A 22,141-nucleotide genomic window follows, 5' to 3' on the forward strand; every position below is an offset into this window, starting at 1 on the left:
AAGGAGCAGGAAACCATGAAGTTATTTCATACAGCCGATTGGCATTTAGGAAAGCTTGTTCATGGCGTGTATATGACTGAAGATCAAAAGATTGTATTAGATCAGTTTGTACAAGACGTTGAAGAAGAAAAACCAGATGCCGTAATTATTGCAGGGGATTTATATGACCGAGCAATTCCACCTACGGAAGCAGTAGACTTATTAAATGATGTGCTACAAAAAATAGTGATTGATTTACAAACACCAGTTATTGCAGTCGCAGGAAACCATGATAGTCCAGATCGTATTCATTTTGGAAGTAGTTTAATGAAGAAACAAGGATTATTTATTGTGGGGCAATTTCAATTTCCATATGAGCCAATTATATTAAATGATGAATATGGGGAGGTTCACTTCCATCTCATTCCTTATGCGGATCCAAGCATAGTGAGACATGTATTGAAAAACGAAGACGTACGTTCTCATGATGATGCGATGCGTATTTTTATGAATGAGCTTTCTGAAACGATGGATAAAGAAGCTAGACATGTATTTGTTGGTCATGCATTTGTAACTTCTGCGGGCGAAGCGGAAGAGAATACAAGTGATGCTGAACGACCGCTTTCAATTGGTGGTGCTGAATACGTGAATAGTCATTATTTTGATAGGTTTCATTACACAGCGCTTGGACATTTACATCAAGCGCATTTTGTACGTAATGAGACAATTCGATATTCAGGTTCTCCACTTGCATATTCTATTTCTGAAGAAAAACATAAAAAAGGATATTATATTGTGGAATTGGACGAGCAAGGTGAAGTAACAATTGAAAAAAGGTTACTTACACCACGCCGTAAAATGCGAACAGTAGAAGCGAAAATAGATGAATTGTTACAACATCCAGTAAGTGAAGATTACGTGTTTGTAAAATTATTAGATGAAAATCCTGTCTTGCAGCCAATGGAAAAAATACGCTCTGTTTATCCAAATGCAATGCATGTTGAAAGAGCCATTCAAAGACGAGAGTTCACTGAGTCAAATGAAGTAACTGTTTCAAGACATAAAATGGATGATTTATCATTATTAAAGGCTTTTTATAAAGAAATGAAAGGTTTAGATTTATCAGAAGAGAAAGAACGTCTATTTGTAGAAGTATTACAAACAGTGCAAGAACGGGAAGGTGAACGAGGATGAGACCGATTCAGCTTATTATGACGGCATTTGGCCCATATAAACAGAAAGAAGTAATTGATTTTGACGATTTGGGAGAGCATCGTATTTTTGCCATTTCTGGAAACACGGGCGCCGGAAAGACAACGATTTTTGATGCGATTTGTTATGTTTTATATGGTGAGGCAAGCGGAGAAGAACGAAGTGATACGAGCATGCTCCGCAGTCAATTTGCTGATGATAATGTGTATACAAGCGTAGAATTAACCTTTCAGTTAAAAGGGAAACGTTATGAAATAAAACGACAACTGGGACACAAAAAACAAGGGAACAAGACGATTACGGGACATGCAGTAGAATTATATGAAGTAATTGATGAAGAGAAGATTCCGGCTGTTGATCGTTTCCATGTAACGGATGTAAATAAAAAAGTAGAAGATTTAATTGGTTTAAGTAAACATCAATTTAGCCAAATTGTTATGTTACCGCAAGGGGAATTCCGAAAACTATTAACATCTGAGACAGAAAACAAAGAAGAGATTTTGCGTCGTATTTTTAAAACAGATCGTTATAAGTTAATGCGTGAGTTACTTGACCAAAAACGAAAACAATGGAAAGACGTCTTACAAGAAAAACAGAAAGAGCGAGAGTTATATTTCCGTAATGTTTTTAAATTACCAATTCGTGATGGATCATTATTAGAGACATTAGTGGAACAAGAACATGTAAATACGCATCAAGTAGTAGAGGCATTAGAACAAGAGACAGCTGCGTATAAGGCAGAGGTGGAGCAATTACAAGTAGAACAAGATGTTCAAACGAAGCAATTAAAAGATGCTGAAACACGTTTTCACGCAGCGAAGTCTGTAAATGAGAAATTTATAGATTTACAACAAAAGAATGAGAAATATAATACTTTACAAGAAAATCGTACAGTTATTGAAATGAAAGAAACATCTTTTAAGCGTGCGGAACAAGCGAAGCGCTTATTACCACTTGAACAATGGCACGAAGAAGCGATGCAAAATGAGCAGAAAGCTGAAAGTTTGTTAAAACAAATTATCGCCAAAAAAGAAAATATAATGAGTAATTTTGAACTTGCTCAGGAGAAATATGAAGCAGTAAAGAATATAGAACCTGAGAGAGAAAAGGCCAAAAAATTTGTTCAAAGATTAGAAGAGTTACAACCGATTATTGCATCATTAGCTGAGAAACAGTTGAATTTACAAAATGCAGAAATTCAAATAGGAAAATTAAAAGAAGGTATGCAAAACTTAGATCGACAATTAGAAGAGCATACAAATCAAAAACAGCTAATGTCTGGTGAATTACAGCAATTAGAGCGGGCACTTGAACAATATGTAGATAAAGTAGAAGAACTAACGAATATGCGAGAAGATGCAAAAGTTTTAAAACAAGCATATGATGTATGGCAAGAAAAACAAAAATTCGAGCAAGAAAAAGAAACCGCATTTACTAAGATGCAAGAGGCAGTTCGTGTATATGAGAATATGGAACGTCGCTGGTTAAGTGAACAAGCTGGTATATTGGCTCTTCATCTACATGATGGCGAATCTTGTCCAGTATGTGGTAGCACGAACCATCCGAAAAAAGCTACAGAGCAAAGTGATGCAATCGATGAAAAAGAGTTAAACGATTTAAGAGATAAGAAGAATATTGCTGAAAAATTACATGTGCAAGTAGAGGAGAAATGGAATTTCTATCATCATCAATATGAACAAGTAATAGAAGAGGTTAAGAAGCGAGGCTACCAATCGGAAGAATTAGCTGAAACATATAGTGCGCTTGTTCAAAAAGGAAAACAATTAGCAACTGAAGTGAATACGTTAAAAGCTAGTGAAGAAACGCGTAAGCAAATAGCTGTGAAAATAAAAAGCGTAGAAGAAAAAGTAGATGCACTTCAGAAACAAAAACGTGATGTAGAAACAGAGCAGCACCGTATCGAAATGGATTGTATGCAGCTGCGTACGTCATATGAACATGATAAGAAAAACATTCCTGAAAACTTACAAACAGTACAAGCTTGGAAAGTTCAATTTGATCAAGCTATGCATGAGCTCAAATTAATGGAGGACGAATGGAAGAAAGTGCAGGAGGCGTATCAACATTGGCAAAATGAAAATATACGTATTCAAGCAGAACAGGAAGGTGCTTCTAATCAATTTGAAAGTGCAAAATCGAAGAAAGAAGAGACTTTCACGCGCTTTATGAAAGAGCTTGAACAGAGTGGATTTACAGATCAAATTACGTATAAAGAAGCGAAATTAAGTGATGCCGAGATGGATATGTTACAAAAAGAAATTCAAAGCTATTATTCATCTCTTGAAGTACTTGCAAAACAAATTGAAGAGTTACAGGGTGAATTAAAAGATAAAGAGTATATGGATATTACAGCGTTAGGTGAACATATAAAAGATCTAGAAATTAACCTTGATATCATAAAAGAAAAACGTCAACGTGCGCAAAATGCGGTAACATATATTTCTGATTTACATGAAAATATTAGGCGTATTGATGAGCAAATTCATGAGGAAGAAAAAGCTTTCCAAGAACTTGTTGACTTATATGAAGTAATGAAAGGTGATAACGAAAGCCGTATATCATTTGAACGTTACATCTTAATTGAGTATTTAGAACAAATTGTTCAAATTGCAAACGAACGATTACGTAAATTATCAAATGGACAATTTTATTTAAAACGAAGTGAACGAGTTGAAAAGAGAAATCGTCAAAGTGGATTAGGTCTAGATGTATACGACGCGTACACAGGCCAAACACGCGATGTAAAAACTCTATCTGGCGGCGAGAAATTTAATGCATCGCTTTGCTTAGCGCTCGGAATGGCAGACGTCATTCAAGCATATGAAGGTGGTATATCCATCGAAACGATGTTTATCGACGAAGGGTTCGGTTCATTAGATGAGGAGTCATTAACAAAAGCAGTTGACGCCTTAATTGACTTACAAAAATCAGGCCGATTTATTGGTGTAATCTCACACGTTCAAGAGCTAAAAAACGCAATGCCAGCTGTATTAGAAGTAACGAAGCAGAAGGATGGGTGTAGTCAGACGCGGTTTGTGGTGAAGTAAGTTCAATTGTAATTCATATTATTTGCGATTCTTTAGTATAGAACTTTTAATAAAATAAAGGGGCTGTCTCATAAGTCTCTTTCGAAGTAAGATCACATGAAATCGAAAAGGCAGAAATGTTATAAAATCAACATTTCTGCCTTTCACTTTTTATACGATTTTGGCTAAAAAGCATCTTTTGGGACAGCCTCTTTATTTGTTATTCAAAATTAGATAATTCACCTATGAGTTATCTGTAGAAGACGGCGTATTTTCCAAACGATTATAAGCTTTAAAAGCCGAAATTGCCGAGATAACACCGCCTACTAAAAATAAAGCCGATCCACCGACCAAAATGATACGACTGACATATGTTTCGCGCGCTTCTTCAACTTCTTCTTGTAACATTGTAGGCATTTGAATTCCCCCTAAATAACATTTATTTTGTAGATAGTATATACAAACGCCTAAAATATGTTAAAATCACTGGATAGTGTTAGGAGGAAATATGTAGTTAGATGTGAATTATTTGAAAAATCTTCATTACAAATTTATGCGAACTTCACATAGAGCACATATTAACATTGTATTATGTATATGTACCAAATAAATAAAGTGAATGTAAGTTCTGTTTTCAAAAATTTAAAATCCTTTTATTTCTATATGAAAGTTTTAATCGAGGGTTTTAAAAATTTTGGAAATAGATCTTATAAAAATGGAATTCATATAAAAGGGGAATGTCTTATGACAACATATACGAGTGAAATGAAAAAAACTTTAGTTTCAGAAGAAGATGTAGATATTTTAAAAATTATGGCGCATCCAATCCGACTGCAAATTGTAAATGAATTAAGTACAAGAAAAACTTGTAATGTAACACAATTAACAGAGTTACTGAACATCCCGCAATCTACTGTTTCACAACATTTATCAAAAATGAAGGGTAAAGTGTTACGAGCAGAGAGAAGAGGTTTAGAAATTTATTATCATATTAACAATTTAAAAGCGAGTAAGATTGTTAATGTTTTAGGATATATAAACTAATGAAGTATTTTTATATAAAATAGCCGCTGCTGGTGAGCAGGGGCTATTTTGTGTTGTTTTATCCCGCGTTAACCGACAGTAAAACTCCCACCTCAAAATTCAGTTGGAGCAGAGAAGTTAGGTGGGAGTCGGGCTGTCCGTAAACGTCCGATTGGTTCAACTAATAATCAGTGGGGGATGAACAAAACCCCCACTGATTAAAGTTTCACTTTATGTATTCGTATTTAATATTTTATAGTTTTTATGATTTACAATTGTTCGTTCAAATTCAAAAGTACCACCGCTTACATTTGTAATTTCAACTAAGACCGATTCAGTATAAAGTTTTAGTACAGATCCTGTAATCTTTAAATTGTTTCGTTGAAAAAGTATAGTATCCCCTACGTTTGCTTTCATAGTACCTCCTCATTAAAGACAGAAATATTTTTTATTATATATATTAAACCACGTATAAGTATATTAGTGAATATTTAGTTTTATTTATCAAAAAAATATTTGTAGTCTAATAGAAGAGTGTAAAGTACTCCTATGCTAAAAGTTATATTTTATTATAAGCAAAGTAAATTGTTTTCAGCATCAGCGAAACAATATTTCTATGTAAATACTGCAGCTAAACAAATTATTTAAAAGACAAATACTATGTAGCCCAAAACGTAAAGTAAATAAGTAAGGGTTTTTTAGGAGTACAAAAAAATATACGTTTAGGAATAAGATCTCTTTTTGGTGAAATTCCAATTAAAAACATAGAAAAACTTCAATATAAAAAGGTAATCAATTACAAATGGAGAAGTAATATATACGAAAGGAGAGATTTATATGAATAAAGGGAAAAAACAAGTTAGTCAACTTAGTTTTCTGGTGAATTTTTTGAACGACAAGGGGAGTTGTGTAAAGATTTAATAGCATCCCCTTGTGAAAAATTGGTTGGGGGAATATATAAATGATAACAGAAATGAATATTAAAGTAGTTTGTGAAGAATCATTTTCAAAAAGAGAAATAAAAATTTTAGAGACATTTCTTTCAACTTTAGCGGGGCATTCTAACGCTCTCGTTACAAAAGAGGGGATGTTTTTAAACCCTTTAAGTAAAGAGAAAAGTGTGATTTATTATCACAACTTTGTATTTGTAAAATCACTTACAGAAGAAATGTGTGCAGAATTAAAAGAAGTTTTAAGAAGACGTATTAAAAATGCTTTCATTATGATGGAATTTGTAGAGCCAATTATTACATTTGAAGAAACAATTATAAATGTATAAAGAAAGTCAGGCTTATGAATTAATTTAATAAAACCGTCTCTTTAATATTTATTAAAGAGACGGTTTTATTGTTTTACTATTGAAAAAAGGATTCAAAAACATATGTAAATTTAACTTATACAAAACAATATGAACAACTATTACGTATTTAAAAAACATTTTTTTGTATTTCATCCTTCGTTTTCTGTAACTGATTCCATGTTTTTGACGCCCTGTCTTGTAAGTGCTTACATAACTGAAAACATCTTATACAATGAAGGTGTTAAATCAAAAGAGATGACCAAAATGAACATAAAAAACAAGACTTAGCGAAAAGCATTGAAATAGAAAGAGGAGGCGGAAAGGTATGAAAAAATCAAAAGTTAATCCATGGCTTGTTGTCCTTGGTACAGTCATAGTTCAAATGGGACTTGGAACGATATATACATGGAGTTTATTCAATCAGCCTTTAGTTAGTAAATACGGTTGGAGTCTTAACGCGGTTGCGATAACTTTCTCAATTACTAGTCTTTCCTTAGCATTTTCAACTTTATTTGCAAGTAAATTGCAAGAAAAATGGGGACTTCGTAAACTTATTATGATAGCTGGACTAGCATTAGGACTAGGATTAGTACTTAGTTCACAAGCTTCTTCGTTAATATTGCTTTATGTACTAGCAGGAGTTGTTGTAGGTTACGCAGATGGTACAGCTTATATTACTTCACTATCTAATTTAATTAAGTGGTTCCCTGAACGTAAAGGTTTAATCTCTGGTATATCTGTAGCTGCATATGGTACAGGTAGCTTAATTTTCAAATATATAAATGCAAAGTTAATCGATTCCGTTGGTGTATCGCAAGCGTTTATATATTGGGGTTTAATTGTTACAGCTATGATTGTCCTTGGAGCTTGTTTAATCCATCAAGCTGCTGATCAAGGTGCAGTTCAGGAAACAAACACTCATGAATATACAATGAAAGAAATGTTAGGCACAAAACAAGTATACTTATTATTCATCATGTTATTTACATCATGTATGAGTGGCTTATACTTAATTGGTATGGTAAAAGACATTGGTGTTCAACTTGTAGGGCTTAGTGCAGCGACAGCAGCTAATGCGGTGGCTATGGTTGCAATATTTAACACATTAGGTCGTATTATTCTAGGACCGTTATCAGATAAAATTGGTCGTTTAAAAATCGTTACGGGTACTTTTGTGGTTATGGCGAGTTCGGTATTAGTTCTAAGTTTCGTAGATTTGAATTACGGTATCTACTTCGTATGTGTAGCAAGTGTAGCGTTTTGCTTTGGTGGAAATATTACTATTTTCCCAGCTATTGTTGGTGATTTCTTCGGTATGAAAAACCATAGTAAGAATTACGGAATTGTGTATCAAGGATTTGGATTTGGAGCGCTTGCAGGTTCCTTTATCGGTGCACTTCTAGGTGGATTCAAACCAACCTTTATGGTGATTGGCGTACTATGTGTCGTGTCATTCATTATCGCAATTTTAATTCGAGCACCTAAACAGAAAAAAGAACAAGAAGAAGAGTATCGCAGCGTAGCATAAGTATATAAATCTTCTATAACACTATAGTTACGAAAAAGCATCCTGTTAAATAGGGTGCTTTTTTGAGTTATTTTAACAAGGTTAAATTACTTTTTATTTTTTTTGATATAAAAGTGAGTGAAATATCCGTTTGGATTATATTGGAATATAATAAATCGATACATCGTATTCGAAATATGTATTAAATCTTAAATAATAAAGAAAATATGAATTGATGTTTGCAAGATATATTTTCAGACAAATATTGAGAAAATATATGCTCGATTTTTTGTTAAGGCTTTGTAACTGAAGAGACCTTCAGTTTATCATCTTCAATTTTTACAAAGAGGAGTAAGAATTAAAGTATTAATGTAAGTGTTTATTAATACTTTTAGATGTAATTGTATTGAAAAGCACTAAAGTTTTTATCTGAAAAATAAAAATAGGTTGACAAGTTTATTGAGAAAGATTATCATTTCGGTGTAAGAACGTTAAATGAAAAACATTATCAATGAATAATATTTTAATGAAAAGTACACTTGACCAATTAGTTTAGTAAGTGTATTATTTTTTACATCGATAATGATAATCATTATCATTATTTGTTTAATTAGATTGATTTTTAAATGAAAGGATAGAGGAAATGAACTTAGGGGAATTTGATGGGAAAACTGTTTTAGTAACAGGTGCAGCTCAAGGTATAGGTAGTGTTGTTGCTAAAATGTTTTTAGAAAGAGGAGCTACAGTTATTGCGGTTGATCAAAATGAAGAGGGATTAAACGAACTCTTAAATGAAATACATTTGAAAACGTTTTGCTTAGATGTGAGTGATAGTACCGCAGTTGAACAGATGGTAAATGATATTGAAAATGAAATAGCGCCAATAGATATATTAGTAAATGTTGCAGGGGTTTTACGTATGGGAGCGATTCACTCGTTAAGTGATGAAGATTGGAATAAAACGTTTTCTGTAAATTCTACAGGAGTTTTCTATATGTCCCGAGCAGTAAGTAAACATATGATGCAAAGAAAGTCAGGGGCAATTGTTACAGTTGGTTCAAATGCAGCAAATACGCCGAGAATGGAGATGGCTGCATATGCTGCATCAAAAGCTGCTACGACGATGTTTATGAAATGTTTAGGATTAGAACTTGCAGCGTATAACATTCGCTGTAACGTAGTTTCTCCAGGTTCTACTGAAACTGAAATGCAAAGGTTACTATGGGCTGATGAGAATGGAGAAAAAAATATAATTGCTGGTTCTCAAAGTACATATAGACTCGGTATACCGTTACAAAAAATTGCACAGCCTTCAGAAATTGCTGAAGCAGTATTGTTTTTAGCTTCAGATAAAGCTAGTCATATTACAATGCATAATTTATGTGTTGATGGCGGAGCTACATTAGGCGTTTAATAAAAAATTCAGGGGGTTACTATACAATGAAGGAATTTACGGCTGTAAAGGAACTGTCAGAAAAATTACTAGAAGATTATAAGACTGAATCTTCATTCTTTTTCGCTTCACCAACTCGAACGATATTAGCAGAAGGAGAGTTTACTACAGTAAAGCATCATGAAATTGAAAGTTTCCCAGAACTTGTACAAGCAGTATTATGTAATGCAAAACAAGCCGGAAATCTGAATCCTATCGTTGTCGGTGCTTTGCCATTTGATCGTAGAAAAGAAGTCCAACTTATCGTACCAGAATATAGTAGGACTTCTGAACGATTACAATTGGATACAACAAATCAGCTTGAAACAAATGAGAACTTAACATTCGAAATGACGCCTGTACCAGCGCCTGAAGTGTATATGAATGGTGTGAAGCAAGGAATTGCAAAAATAAAGGGTGGGGAGTTAAAGAAAATCGTTCTATCCAGATCGTTAGATGTTAATTCTTCCGAAAAGATTGATAAGCAAAAACTTCTTCGAGAATTAGCAGCACATAATAAGCATGGATATACATTTGCTGTGAATGTATCGAAAGATGAAAATGAGAATAGTAAGACGTTAATTGGAGCGAGCCCTGAATTACTCGTCTCACGTAATGGTATGCAAGTTATTTCTAATCCGTTAGCTGGTTCAAGGCCACGTAGTGAGGATTCAGTTGAAGATAAGAGAAGAGCAGAGGAATTACTTTCTTCTCCAAAAGATTTACATGAACATGCGGTAGTAGTAGAAGCAGTTGCTGCAGCGCTTCGTCCGTACTGTCATACATTACATGTTCCGGAAAAGCCATCCGTTATTCATAGTGAAGCGATGTGGCATTTATCTACTGAAGTGAAAGGTGAACTAAAGGATCCGAATACTACTTCTTTGGAATTAGCAATTGCTCTTCATCCGACGCCAGCAGTTTGCGGCACACCGATGGAAGAAGCGAGAGAGGCGATTCAAAAAATTGAGCCATTTGACCGTGAATTCTTTACAGGAATGCTAGGGTGGAGTGATTTAAATGGAGACGGTGAATGGATTGTTACAATTCGTTGTGCTGAAGTACAAGAAAATACACTCCGTTTATATGCAGGAGCGGGCGTTGTTGCTGAGTCAAAACCAGAAGATGAATTAGCAGAAACATCAGCTAAGTTCCAAACAATGTTGAAAGCATTAGGATTAAATGATAGTTCACTTAATGAAAAGTAGGGGGCAGAAAGAATGCTAACAGGTTATACAAAATGGCCAAAAGAATTTGCTGATCGTTATCGAGAGGAAGGGTGTTGGCTTGGGGAAACATTTGGCGGGATGTTAAGAGAGCGAGCTGAAAAATATGGCGATCAAATTGCAGTTGTAAGTGGTAATACGCATATTACGTATAGTGAGTTTGATAAAAAAGTAGATCGATTAGCTTCAGGGCTACTGAATTTAGGAATAAAGCAAGAGGATCGAGTTGTAATCCAGCTACCTAACGTTATTGAGTTTTTCGAAGTATGTTTTGCGCTATTTCGAATTGGGGCACTTCCTGTTTTTGCATTACCTTCACATCGAAGCAGTGAAATTAGTTATTTTTGTGAGTTTGGTGAGGCGAGTGCTTACGTTATTTCAGATAAAGCTCTCGGTTTTGATTATCGAAAACTAGCAAGAGAAGTGAAAGAGAAAGTGCCAACTTTACAACATGTAATTGTAGTGGGAGAAGAAGAAGAATTTGTGAACATAAGTGATTTATATATAGATCCCGTTCCATTACCAGAAGTTCAGCCAAGTGATGTTGCGTTTCTCCAATTATCAGGGGGGACAACAGGACTTTCTAAATTAATTCCTCGAACGCATGATGATTATATTTATAGTTTACGTGTTAGCGCTGAAATTTGTAATTTAAGTGCAAAGAGTGTCTATATGGCCGTTCTTCCAGTAGCACATAATTACCCGATGAGCTCTCCTGGAACATTTGGAACTTTCTATGCGGGTGGAAAAGTAGTGCTGGCAACTGGAGGTAGTCCAGATGAGGCATTTGCACTTATTGAAAAAGAAAAAGTTACGATTACTGCTCTCGTACCGCCATTAGCAATGATATGGCTTGATGCTGCATCTTCACGTAATAACGATTTATCGAGTCTAGAAGTGATTCAAGTAGGTGGCGCGAAATTTAGTGCTGAAGTTGCAAAACGTATACGCCCTACATTTGGATGTACATTACAGCAAGTATTCGGTATGGCGGAAGGATTAGTGAACTATACAAGATTAGATGATCCTGAAGAAATTATTATTCATACACAAGGTAGACCAATGTCTGCACTCGATGAAGTACGAGTTGTTGATGAAAATGACAACGATGTAAAACCTGGCGAAGTAGGTAGTTTATTAACAAGAGGGCCATATACAATTCGTGGTTATTATAAAGCAGAAGAGCATAATGCACAATCGTTTACAAAGGATGGATTTTATCGCACAGGAGATCTTGTGAAAGTAAATGAACAAGGTTACATCATTGTAGAAGGAAGAGATAAAGATCAAATTAATCGTGGTGGTGAGAAAGTTGCCGCGGAAGAAGTTGAAAATCATCTATTAGCACATGATGCAGTACATGATGTAGCGATTGTATCTATGCCTGACGATTATTTAGGAGAACGTACTTGTGCATTTGTTATAGCTCGCGGACAAGCTCCGGCAGTAAGTGAATTAAAAAAATTTTTAAGAGAGCGTGGTATAGCAGCTTATAAGATTCCAGATCGAATTGAATTTATTGAATCATTCCCGCAAACAGGCGTTGGAAAGGTAAGCAAAAAAGAACTACGTAAAGTCATTGCTGAAAAACTTATTACAGTAAAACAATAATAAAAACCGGAAGGAAGTGATTAGATGGCTATCCCATCTATTTCAGTATATAAAATGCCAATTGAATCAGAACTACCAAAAAATAAAGTGGATTGGAAACTAGATCCGAAACGTGCGGTTCTTCTAATCCATGACATGCAAGAATATTTTCTTGATGCATATAGCGATAAAGAGTCACCGAAAGTAGAACTCATTTCAAATATTAAGGTGATAAGAGAAAAATGTAAGGAACTTGGTATACCAGTTGTTTATACAGCGCAACCGGGTGGACAAACACTAGAACAACGAGGGTTATTACAAGATTTTTGGGGGGACGGTATTCCTGCTGGACCAGATAAAAAGAAAATTGTCGATGAACTTACTCCTGATGAGGATGATATATTTTTAACAAAATGGAGATATAGTGCATTTAAAAAGACAAATCTATTAGAAATTTTAAACGAACAAGGAAGAGATCAACTCATTATTTGCGGTATTTATGCGCATATTGGCTGCCTTTTAACAGCTTGTGAAGCATTTATGGATGGAATTCAGCCGTTCTTTGTAGCGGATGCAGTTGCTGATTTTTCACTAGAACATCATAAACAAGCGTTGGAGTATGCGTCAAATAGATGTGCAGTAACGACATCAACTAACAGTTTGTTAACAGAGTTACAAGGTTTAAAAGATGATGATGAAATCACTTTACAAAAAGTACATGAACTAGTTGCACAATTACTTCGTGAACCAGTAGAGAGTGTTGGGACTGATGAAGATTTATTAAATAGAGGACTTGATTCGGTCAGAATTATGAGTTTAGTAGAGAAGTGGCGTCGCGAAGGAAAGGAGATTACTTTTGCGGATTTAGCAGAGAACCCAACGGTTGTTGATTGGCATCGCTTATTATCTCTGCAAACAGAACGTGTACTTTAATATAGACTACATAATAAAGGGGTAGTGAAGAATGCCTAATAGTCAAAAGGTTCGTCATTCGTTATCATCTGCGCAGTCTGGTATGTGGTTTGCGCAAAAATTAGATTCACTTAATCCAATTTATAATACTGGGCAATATGTAGAAATAAACGGAAATATTCATCAAGACATTTTTGAATTAGCTGTACGTAAAGTTGTAATGGAAGCAGAAGCACTTCATGTTCGCTTCGAAGAGGATGAAATTGGTCCATGGCAAGTTATTGAAGAATCACAGTTTCATATGCATTTTATTGACGTACGTAAAGAAGAAAACCCTGAAGAAGCTGCTAAAGCATGGATGAAAAATGATTTATCTATGCCAGTCGATTTGAAAAAAGATACTTTATTTACTGAAGCACTTATTCAAGTTGAAAATAATCGTTTCTTTTGGTATCAGCGCATCCATCACATTGTGATGGATGGCTATGGATTTTCACTTCTTAGCCAAAAGGTAGCGAATGAGTATACATCACTTATAGAAGAAACAAACAAGAATGAAAAGCCATTTGGTTCTCTTGCAAAAGTTGTGCAAGAAGATATGGAGTATCGTGAGTCTAAACAATTTCAGGAAGATCGTACTTTTTGGTTAGAAAAATTTGTGGATGAACCAGAAGTTGTAAGTTTGACAGAACGAGCACCGAGAACATCAAATGGATTTTTACGCGAAACAGCTTATTTATGTAGTTCTAGTACGAAAACTTTACTAGAAGATATCAATATTTCGTTAATAAGTTGGCCGGAATTCATTGTCGCTGTAACAAGTATTTATATGCATAAATTAACAGGTGAAAATGATATTGTTTTAGGTTTACCGATGATGGGGCGTCTAGGTTCTGCATCTATTCATACACCGAGTATGGTAATGAATTTAGTACCACTTCGTCTTACTGTAACTCCAAATATAACTCTCGTAGAATTATTACAGCAAGTTTCTAAAGAAATCCGAGACGTACGTCGCCATCATAAATACCGTCATGAGGAATTAAGAAGAGACTTAAAGTTATTAGGTGAAAATCAAAGATTATTTGGACCGTTAGTGAATGTTATGCCTTTTGATTACGGGCTTAACTTTGGTGGGAATCGTGGTATTACACATAATTTATCAGCAGGACCTGTCGATGATTTATCAATAAATGTATATAAACGTTTTGATCAAAATGAGCTAATGATTCATTTTGATGCGAATCCGGAAGTATATAATGGTGCGGAGCTAGCATTGCATAAAGAAAGATTTATGCAATTATTAGAATTAATGATAAATGCTTATCAAAAAGACGAGTCGATTGGAAAAATAAATATTACTCTTCCTGAAGAAAATCATAAAGTTTTATTGGAATGGAATAAAACGAAGGAAGACGATGAGTTAATCAGTCTACCTATATCATTTGAAAAACAAGTGCAAAAAACTCCAAATAAACTAGCGATTACTTGTGACGGTGTAAACTTTACGTATAAAGAGCTAAATGAACGAGCGAATGAACTAGCACATTATTTAGTAGAAGAAGGAATACGACCAAATCAGTTTGTAGCTTTAGTATTTCCAAGATCAATAGAAATGGTAACTAGTATGCTAGCAGTTTTAAAGGCTGGTGCAGCGTATTTACCAATAGATCCAGAATACCCAGCTGAGCGAATAAATTATATAGTAAATGATGCAAAACCAGTTTGTATCATAACGCATTCATCTGTTTCATCTAAGTTAGTTATAGAAAATGATATGAAAAAAATTGTATTAGATGACGAAGAAACGAAACTAGCATTACATACATATTCTCGTATGAATATAGAATGTAAGAATGATGTATCACTTTTAAACCCAGCCTATACAATATATACTTCAGGCTCAACGGGTAACCCAAAAGGTGTAATTGTTCCTATGAAAGCTTTAAGTAACTTTTTATTGGCCATGGACGATATGTTGTCATTACATGAAAATGATCATTTATTAGCAGTTACAACATTTGCGTTTGATATTTCTGCTCTAGAAATTTATTTACCTCTTATTAGCGGTGCAGGTATAACAATTGCTCCAAAAGAGGTAATTCAAGAACCTTCGGCGTTAACGGCGCTGTTACAAGAAGAAAGAGTGACAATTATGCAAGCTACACCGACGCTCTGGCAGGCGTTAGTAACTGAATCTCCAGAGAGGATACAAGGGCTAAATGTGCTCGTTGGTGGTGAAGCTCTTCCAGGGCATTTAGCAAATAAATTAAGAGAATTAGGCTGCTCAATAACTAATTTATATGGACCAACTGAAACGACGATTTGGTCTACCTTCATGAACATTGATGAAAGTGAAAAGGGGATACCTCCTATCGGAAAGCCAATTTGCAATACAGAAGTGTATGTATTGGATGCAGGGTTACAACCAGTTCCACCTGGAGTTATTGGTGAATTATATATTGCAGGGGAAGGACTTGCAAGCGGATATTTAGGAAAACCAGAGTTAACAGCTGAACGGTTTGTTGCAAATCCTTATGGAAAACCAGGGCAGCGCATGTACCGTACAGGTGATCTAGTAAAATGGCGCAGTGATGGTGTTTTAGAGTACATGAACCGCGCAGATCATCAAATTAAAATTCGTGGTTTCCGAATTGAATTAGCTGAAATTGAAATGGTAATACAACGATATGAAAATGTTAAGCAAGCAGTGGTTATGGTACGAGAAGATCGTCCAAATGATAAACGAATCATTGCGTATATTGTTGCCGGAGAGAAGGAAACGATTCATCTTTCAGAAATTCGTTCTTATGTTTCAGAAAGTTTAGCGAATTATATGGTGCCATCAGCATTTGTATTGCTAGAAGAATTACCATTAACGCCAAATGGTAAGGTTAACAGAAAGAAATTACCTGCTCCTGATTTTAATGGCATGAACAATGAGAGAGTTGCTAGAAATCCGAAAGAAGAAATATTATGTCATTTATTTGCAGAAGTACTTGGTGTTTCTCGCATTAGCATTGATGATAATTTCTTTGAAATGGGTGGACATTCGCTTCTTGCATCGCGTTTAATGGCAAGAATTCGTGAAACGTTAAGTGTCGAATTAGGAATTGGAAAACTATTTGAATCGCCAACTGTTGCTGAATTAGCGAAACAATTGGATCGAGCAAAAACTGCAAGACCAGCGATTAAGAAAGTAAGTAGGCCAAATGAAGTTCCACTTTCATTTGCACAGCGTAGATTATGGTTCTTACATTGTTTAGAAGGTCCAAGTCCTACTTATAATATTCCGTTAGTCATTCGTTTGTCTGGAAAGTTGAACGAGGGAGCATTACAAGGTGCCTTTTATGATGTAGTCGAGAAACATGAAACACTTAGAACAATTTTCCCTAACGTATTAGGTAGTTCCTACCAGAAAATTTTACATATGGAAAACTTAAATCTTGAAATGATTATAACAAATACATGTAAAAATGAATTAGAAAGTGTACTTGCGGAGGCGGTAAGATATAGCTTTAACCTCGATGTTGAACCAGCAGTTCGTTTGCAACTATTTACAGTGAATGAAAACGAACATGTATTACTAATTCTATTGCATCATATTGTAGGGGATGGCTGGTCGTTACAACCGTTAACGAGAGATTTTACAGCGGCGTATAAAGCGCGATGTCAAGGGAACAAAGTACAGCTGGAGACACTTCCGGTTCAATACGCAGATTATGCACTTTGGCAACAGCAATTGTTAGGGGATGAAACTACACCAGAAAGTCTCATTTCAACACAATTAGATTTTTGGAAGAAAGAGTTAAAGGGATTACCAGATCAATTGGAGTTACCTACAGATTATCAGCGTCCAATGGAAACGAGTTACAGAGGAGAAACAATTCATTTTCATATAGATGCAGGTATGCATAGTAGGTTAGTAGAGCTCGCACGGAAAAACGGAGTTAGTTTGTTTATGGTATTGCAAGCAGGACTAAGTGCGCTATTTACAAGATTAGGTGCAGGCACTGATATACCAATTGGAAGTCCGATTGCTGGAAGAAATGATGATGTACTTTCAGATATTGTTGGTTTATTTGTAAATACATTAGTGTTACGTACAAATACTTCAGGAGATCCAAGTTTTAAAGAATTATTAAATAGAGTGAAGCAGGCAAATCTTGCAGCTTATGAAAATCAAGATGTTCCATTTGAACGACTCGTTGAAGTGTTAAACCCGGTGCGTACTCGAAATAGTCATCCGCTATTTCAAGTTATGTTAGCTTTCCAAAATACGCCAGAAGCAATCTTTGATGTCCCGGATATAGAAGCGAGCCTTGAAATTCAAAGTGTTGGGTCTGCGAAGTTTGATTTAACATTTGAAATTAGTGAGAGTAACGGGGTTGATGGTACTCCGAACGGTTTACATGGATTACTAGAGTTTAGTACCGATTTATATAAACATGAAACGGTTCAAAAACTAATAGAACGATTCATTTTGTTATTAGATGATGCGGCGACAAATCCAGATCAATCCATTGGCAGATTAGAAATATTAACTTTAGCAGAGAAAAATACAGTGTTAGAAAAGTGGAATGGTGGTTTTCAAATTGCACCAGAAATGACATTGCCACAATTATTTGAAAAGCAGGTTCATATTAATCCAAATGCTATTGCTGTCGTCTTTGAAAATAAGAAATTAACTTATGAAGAGTTAAATAGAAAAGCAAATAAAATAGCTCGATTCCTAATAGCAAAAGGAATTGGTCCTGATCAACTCGTTGCTTTAGCAATGCCAAGATCATTAAACATGGTTGTAAGCTTATTAGCTGTTCTTAAATCTGGTGCTGGATACCTACCGTTAGATCCAGATTACCCGTCAGATCGTATTTCATTTATGCTCCATGATGCGAAACCATCATGTGTTTTAACAAATTCAGAAGTGGAAATTGAATGTGATGAGGCACTAAAAGTTTTAGTTGATGATGTGAAAGTAATAGCAGAAGTTGACAAATATAGTGAAGACAATATTGATGAAGTGGAACGAATTAACCCGTTATCTCCATCACATATTGCTTATGTTATTTATACGTCAGGCTCAACGGGTAGACCGAAAGGCGTTATGATACCTCATCAAAATGTAGTAAGACTTTTAGGCGCAACTGATCATTGGTTCCAGTTTGACGGAAACGATGTTTGGACGATGTTCCATTCTTACGCTTTTGACTTCTCGGTTTGGGAAATTTGGGGACCTTTATTATATGGAGGGCGTCTAGTCATAGTACCGCATACTGTAAGTCGCTCGCCGAAAGAATTTTTACAACTTCTTGTTAAAGAAAAGATAACTGTTTTAAACCAAACTCCATCAGCATTCTATCAATTGATGCAAGCAGATCGTGAAAATGAAGAGATTGGCCAAAATTTATCTTTACGATATATTGTTTTTGGAGGCGAAGCACTTGAGCTAAGTCGATTAGAAGATTGGTATAGTCGACATCCTCATAACGCACCGAAGCTTATTAATATGTACGGTATTACTGAGACGACAGTACATGTTAGTTATATTGAGCTAGATGAGAGTACCGTTTCTTTACGAGCAAATAGTTTAATTGGGTGCAGTATACCTGATCTTAAAGTATACGTATTAGATCATTATTTACAACCAGTGCCACCTGGAGTAGTTGGAGAAATGTATGTTGCAGGTGCAGGGCTTGCTCGTGGATATTTAGGAAGGGCAGGTTTAACTGCAGAACGTTTTATTGCAGATCCATTTGGCAAGCCAGGTACAAGAATGTATCGTACTGGAGACTTAGCACGCTGGCGTCAAGATGGGACGCTAGATTATATAGGACGTGCAGATCATCAAATAAAAATTCGTGGATTCCGAATTGAATTAGGAGAAATAGAAGCGGTCATAATGAAACACCCTACAGTTGAGCAAGTAGCAGTTATTGTACGGGAAGATCAACCAGGGGATAAACGATTAGTTTCTTATATCGTCGCATCAAATAATGAAGCGATTGATACGAATGAAATGCGTCAGTTTGCTAGTGGTAGTTTACCAGATTATATGGTTCCATACGCTTTTGTAGTAGTAAATGAGTTCCCTTTAACTCCGAACGGTAAGTTAGATAGAAAGGCATTGCCAGCTCCAGAATTTATCGTATCATCTTCTAGTCGTGGACCAAGAACACCGCAAGAAGAAATGTTATGTGACTTGTTTACAGAAGTGCTAAGTGTACCTCAAATTGGAATTGATGACGGATTCTTTGATTTTGGTGGCCATTCACTCCTTGCAGTGCAGCTTATGAGCCGCATGAAAGAGGCGCTTGGAGTGGAACTAAACATTGGTACTTTATTTGCAGCACCGACTGTTGCAGGGTTAGCTGAAAGACTTGAGATGGGGAATGGTCAAAGTGCACTTGATGTGTTGCTGCCATTACGAGCAAGCGGGGATCAATTACCACTATTTTGTGTACATCCAGCAGGTGGATTAAGTTGGTGCTATGCGGGACTTATGAAATCTTTAGGAACAGATTATCCAATCTATGGTGTACAAGCACGTGGTATCGCTAAAAATGAAGAACTTCCAAAAAGTTTAGAGGAAATGGCAGCGGATTATTTAAAACACGTTCGTGAAGTACAGCCTCACGGACCATATCGTTTACTCGGTTGGTCGCTCGGAGGAAATGTTGTGCATGCAATGGCAGCGCAACTACAAAATGAAGGGGAAGAAGTAGAATTACTCGTTATGCTAGATTCTTATCCTGGTCACTTCCTACCGAATACGGAAGCGCCTACTGAAGAGGAAGCGTTAATCGCATTACTTGCTTTAGGCGGATATGACCCAGATAACATGGATGGTAAACCACTTACGATGGAAAGTGCAGTTGAAATCCTTCGTACAGATGGAAGTGCATTAGCAAGTCTTGAAGAAGAGACTATATTGAACTTGAAAGAAACATATGTAAATTCGGTAGGATTATTAGGGAGATACGTACCGAAAGTTTATAATGGAGATATTTTATTCTTTAGATCTACTGTTATACCAGACTGGTTTGATCCTATTTCTCCAAATACATGGCTAAATTATTTAGATGGGAAAATTGTGCAGCATGATATTGACTGTAGACATAAAGATCTATGTCAGCCAGGTCCACTTACGGAAATTGGACAAGTATTAGCGAAATATTTGCAGAATAAGAAAGGGGTAAGGAGAGTATGACGAATCCATTTGAAAATGATAATTACACATATAAAGTATTAATAAATGAAGAGGGCCAGTATTCTCTCTGGCCTGTCTTTCTTGATGTACCTATTGGGTGGAATGTCGTACATGAAGAAGCTAGCAGGCACGATTGCTTACAATATGTTGAAAATACCTGGACGGATTTGAATCCAAAAAGTAATCAAGCTGGTGAAAAAATAGTAGTAGGAAAACGATAATGAAAGCAAAAATAAATCCAAAAGTAGTTGTAAGCATCGTATATATAACAGCGATGTTTATGGCTGCCATGGACGCAACGATTGTAAATGTAGCACTGCAAACGATAAGTAAGGAACTGCAAGTGCCACCATCTGCTATGGGGACAGTTAATGTTGGATATTTAGTTAGCTTAGCTGTTTTCCTTCCGATTTCTGGTTGGTTAGGAGATCGATTCGGTACGAAAAGAGTATTTCTAGCTGCTCTTTTCGTATTTACAACCGCATCTGCGTTATGTGGGATAGCGAACGATATTACATCCTTGAATATTTTTCGTATTATTCAAGGTGCTGGTGGGGGGCTTTTAACACCAGTTGGGATGGCGATGTTATTCCGAACATTTTCACCAGAGGAAAGGCCGAAAATTTCTCGGTTTATTGTGTTGCCAATTGCTGTCGCACCGGCAGTAGGACCAATTATTGGTGGCTTTTTTGTAGATCAAATGTCTTGGCGCTGGGCATTTTATATTAATCTACCATTTGGAATCGTTGCATTGCTATTTGGACTTCTATTTTTAGCAGAGCATGTTGAAAAATCAGCTGGTCGCTTTGATTCTCTCGGCTTTATTTTATCAGCACCAGGATTTGCGATGCTCATATATGCACTCAGCCAGGGACCGTCAAAAGGGTGGATTTCTCCAGAAATTATGAGTACTGGGATAGCTGGGGTTGTATTCATTACATTGTTTATAATCGTAGAACTGAAAGTAAAGCAACCGATGTTAGATTTACGCTTATTAAAAGAACCAGTCTTTAGAAAGATGAGCCTTATTTCATTATTTTCATCAGCTGGTTTACTAGGAATGTTATTTGTTTTTCCGCTTATGTATCAAAATGTAATAGGAGCATCCGCACTGGAATCAGGTCTTACTACATTCCCAGAGGCCATTGGATTAATGATATCGTCACAGATCGTACCATGGTCATATAAGAAATTAGGAGCTCGTAAGGTAATTTCTATCGGGTTAATTTGTACGGCGATTATCTTTATTTTATTAAGTTTTGTAAATCACGATACGAACCCTTGGCAAATACGGGTATTATTGTTTGGCATAGGTATTTTCTTAGGTCAATCAGTTGGAGCAGTTCAATTTTCTGCATTTAACAATATAACGCCGCCTTCTATGGGGAGAGCAACTACTATATTTAATGTGCAAAATCGATTAGGTTCAGCGATAGGGGTTGCTGTTTTAGCTAGTATACTAGCTGGTTTTGGAAATAACAGTGCACAACATAATGCTCATTCAGATTTCTTACCATATCAAGCGGCATTAATTGGATCAGCAATATTTTTACTCGTAGCATTACTATTTTCTTTACGTATTTCTGATAAAGAGGTAATGTCAAAAAAGAAGAAAAAACCGTTACCTGTATTACAAAAAGAGAAAGAAATTGTCAATGAATAAGTTTGGTAATGGTATTTTGGAATTAATCTACATTGGGTAT

General features: G+C 35.7%; 14 protein-coding genes. 12 read left to right on the top strand and 2 right to left on the bottom strand.

The features are described 5' to 3' along the window. Positions 1 to 15 precede the first annotated feature (15 nt). Both NLJ82_RS11360 and NLJ82_RS11365 read left to right on the top strand, forming a co-directional pair. On the top strand, positions 16 to 1,173 hold the full coding sequence (locus tag NLJ82_RS11360) for an exonuclease SbcCD subunit D (RefSeq protein WP_000765160.1): 1,158 nt from the start codon (positions 16 to 18) through the stop codon (positions 1,171 to 1,173). Further along, positions 1,170 to 4,259 (top strand): SbcC/MukB-like Walker B domain-containing protein, encoded by a 3,090-nt coding sequence (locus tag NLJ82_RS11365; RefSeq protein ID WP_001247434.1) that lies wholly within the window; start codon positions 1,170 to 1,172, stop codon positions 4,257 to 4,259. Before NLJ82_RS11360 ends, NLJ82_RS11365 begins: the two co-directional genes overlap by 4 nt. Before the next feature lie 222 nt (positions 4,260 to 4,481). Here NLJ82_RS11365 and NLJ82_RS11370 read toward each other — a convergent pair whose 3' ends face one another. Then, on the bottom strand, positions 4,482 to 4,655 hold the full coding sequence (locus NLJ82_RS11370; RefSeq protein WP_001142747.1) for a hypothetical protein: 174 nt from the start codon (positions 4,653 to 4,655) through the stop codon (positions 4,482 to 4,484). Between the two features lie 327 nt (positions 4,656 to 4,982). Between NLJ82_RS11370 and NLJ82_RS11375 the strand changes: the two genes are divergently transcribed. Continuing rightward, complete coding sequence (locus NLJ82_RS11375) at positions 4,983 to 5,282, top strand: ArsR/SmtB family transcription factor (RefSeq protein WP_000214794.1); 300 nt, start codon at positions 4,983 to 4,985, stop codon at positions 5,280 to 5,282. Between the two features lie 210 nt (positions 5,283 to 5,492). Here NLJ82_RS11375 and NLJ82_RS11380 read toward each other — a convergent pair whose 3' ends face one another. Continuing rightward, positions 5,493 to 5,678: a YkvS family protein gene (locus tag NLJ82_RS11380; protein ID WP_000646794.1), complete on the bottom strand. Its 186-nt coding sequence runs from the start codon at positions 5,676 to 5,678 to the stop codon at positions 5,493 to 5,495. Positions 5,679 to 6,222: 544 nt separating this feature from the next. On the opposite strand from NLJ82_RS11380, the gene NLJ82_RS11385 reads away from it, so the two are divergent. From NLJ82_RS11385 to NLJ82_RS11425, 9 genes are all read left to right on the top strand, one after another. Then, complete coding sequence (locus NLJ82_RS11385; protein WP_000627298.1) at positions 6,223 to 6,540, top strand: hypothetical protein; 318 nt, start codon at positions 6,223 to 6,225, stop codon at positions 6,538 to 6,540. A 346-nt stretch (positions 6,541 to 6,886) separates the two neighbouring features. Further along, a complete protein-coding gene (locus NLJ82_RS11390) occupies positions 6,887 to 8,089 on the top strand; it encodes an L-lactate MFS transporter (protein WP_000748920.1) in 1,203 nt (400 codons plus the stop codon). Positions 8,090 to 8,711: 622 nt separating this feature from the next. Beyond that, a complete protein-coding gene (gene dhbA, locus NLJ82_RS11395; RefSeq protein WP_001048422.1) occupies positions 8,712 to 9,482 on the top strand; it encodes a 2,3-dihydro-2,3-dihydroxybenzoate dehydrogenase in 771 nt (256 codons plus the stop codon). Between the two features lie 26 nt (positions 9,483 to 9,508). Next, positions 9,509 to 10,708: an isochorismate synthase DhbC gene (gene dhbC / locus NLJ82_RS11400; protein ID WP_000657799.1), complete on the top strand. Its 1,200-nt coding sequence runs from the start codon at positions 9,509 to 9,511 to the stop codon at positions 10,706 to 10,708. 12 nt (positions 10,709 to 10,720) lie between these two features. Next, the gene (locus tag NLJ82_RS11405) at positions 10,721 to 12,337 is read left to right on the top strand and encodes a (2,3-dihydroxybenzoyl)adenylate synthase (RefSeq protein ID WP_000955342.1); all 1,617 of its coding nucleotides are present in this window, start codon (positions 10,721 to 10,723) and stop codon (positions 12,335 to 12,337) included. Between the two features lie 24 nt (positions 12,338 to 12,361). Continuing rightward, positions 12,362 to 13,249: an isochorismatase gene (gene dhbB / locus NLJ82_RS11410; RefSeq protein ID WP_001007242.1), complete on the top strand. Its 888-nt coding sequence runs from the start codon at positions 12,362 to 12,364 to the stop codon at positions 13,247 to 13,249. 31 nt (positions 13,250 to 13,280) lie between these two features. After that, positions 13,281 to 20,438 (top strand): non-ribosomal peptide synthetase, encoded by a 7,158-nt coding sequence (locus NLJ82_RS11415; RefSeq protein WP_001133939.1) that lies wholly within the window; start codon positions 13,281 to 13,283, stop codon positions 20,436 to 20,438. Then, positions 20,435 to 20,659: an MbtH family protein gene (locus tag NLJ82_RS11420; protein WP_000184064.1), complete on the top strand. Its 225-nt coding sequence runs from the start codon at positions 20,435 to 20,437 to the stop codon at positions 20,657 to 20,659. Before NLJ82_RS11415 ends, NLJ82_RS11420 begins: the two co-directional genes overlap by 4 nt. Continuing rightward, positions 20,659 to 22,101: an MDR family MFS transporter gene (locus tag NLJ82_RS11425; protein ID WP_000644779.1), complete on the top strand. Its 1,443-nt coding sequence runs from the start codon at positions 20,659 to 20,661 to the stop codon at positions 22,099 to 22,101. Before NLJ82_RS11420 ends, NLJ82_RS11425 begins: the two co-directional genes overlap by 1 nt. Positions 22,102 to 22,141: the final 40 nt, after the last annotated feature.

The organism is Bacillus paranthracis, assembly GCF_024296885.1.
Taxonomy (GTDB): Bacteria; Bacillota; Bacilli; order Bacillales; family Bacillaceae_G; genus Bacillus_A; species Bacillus_A paranthracis.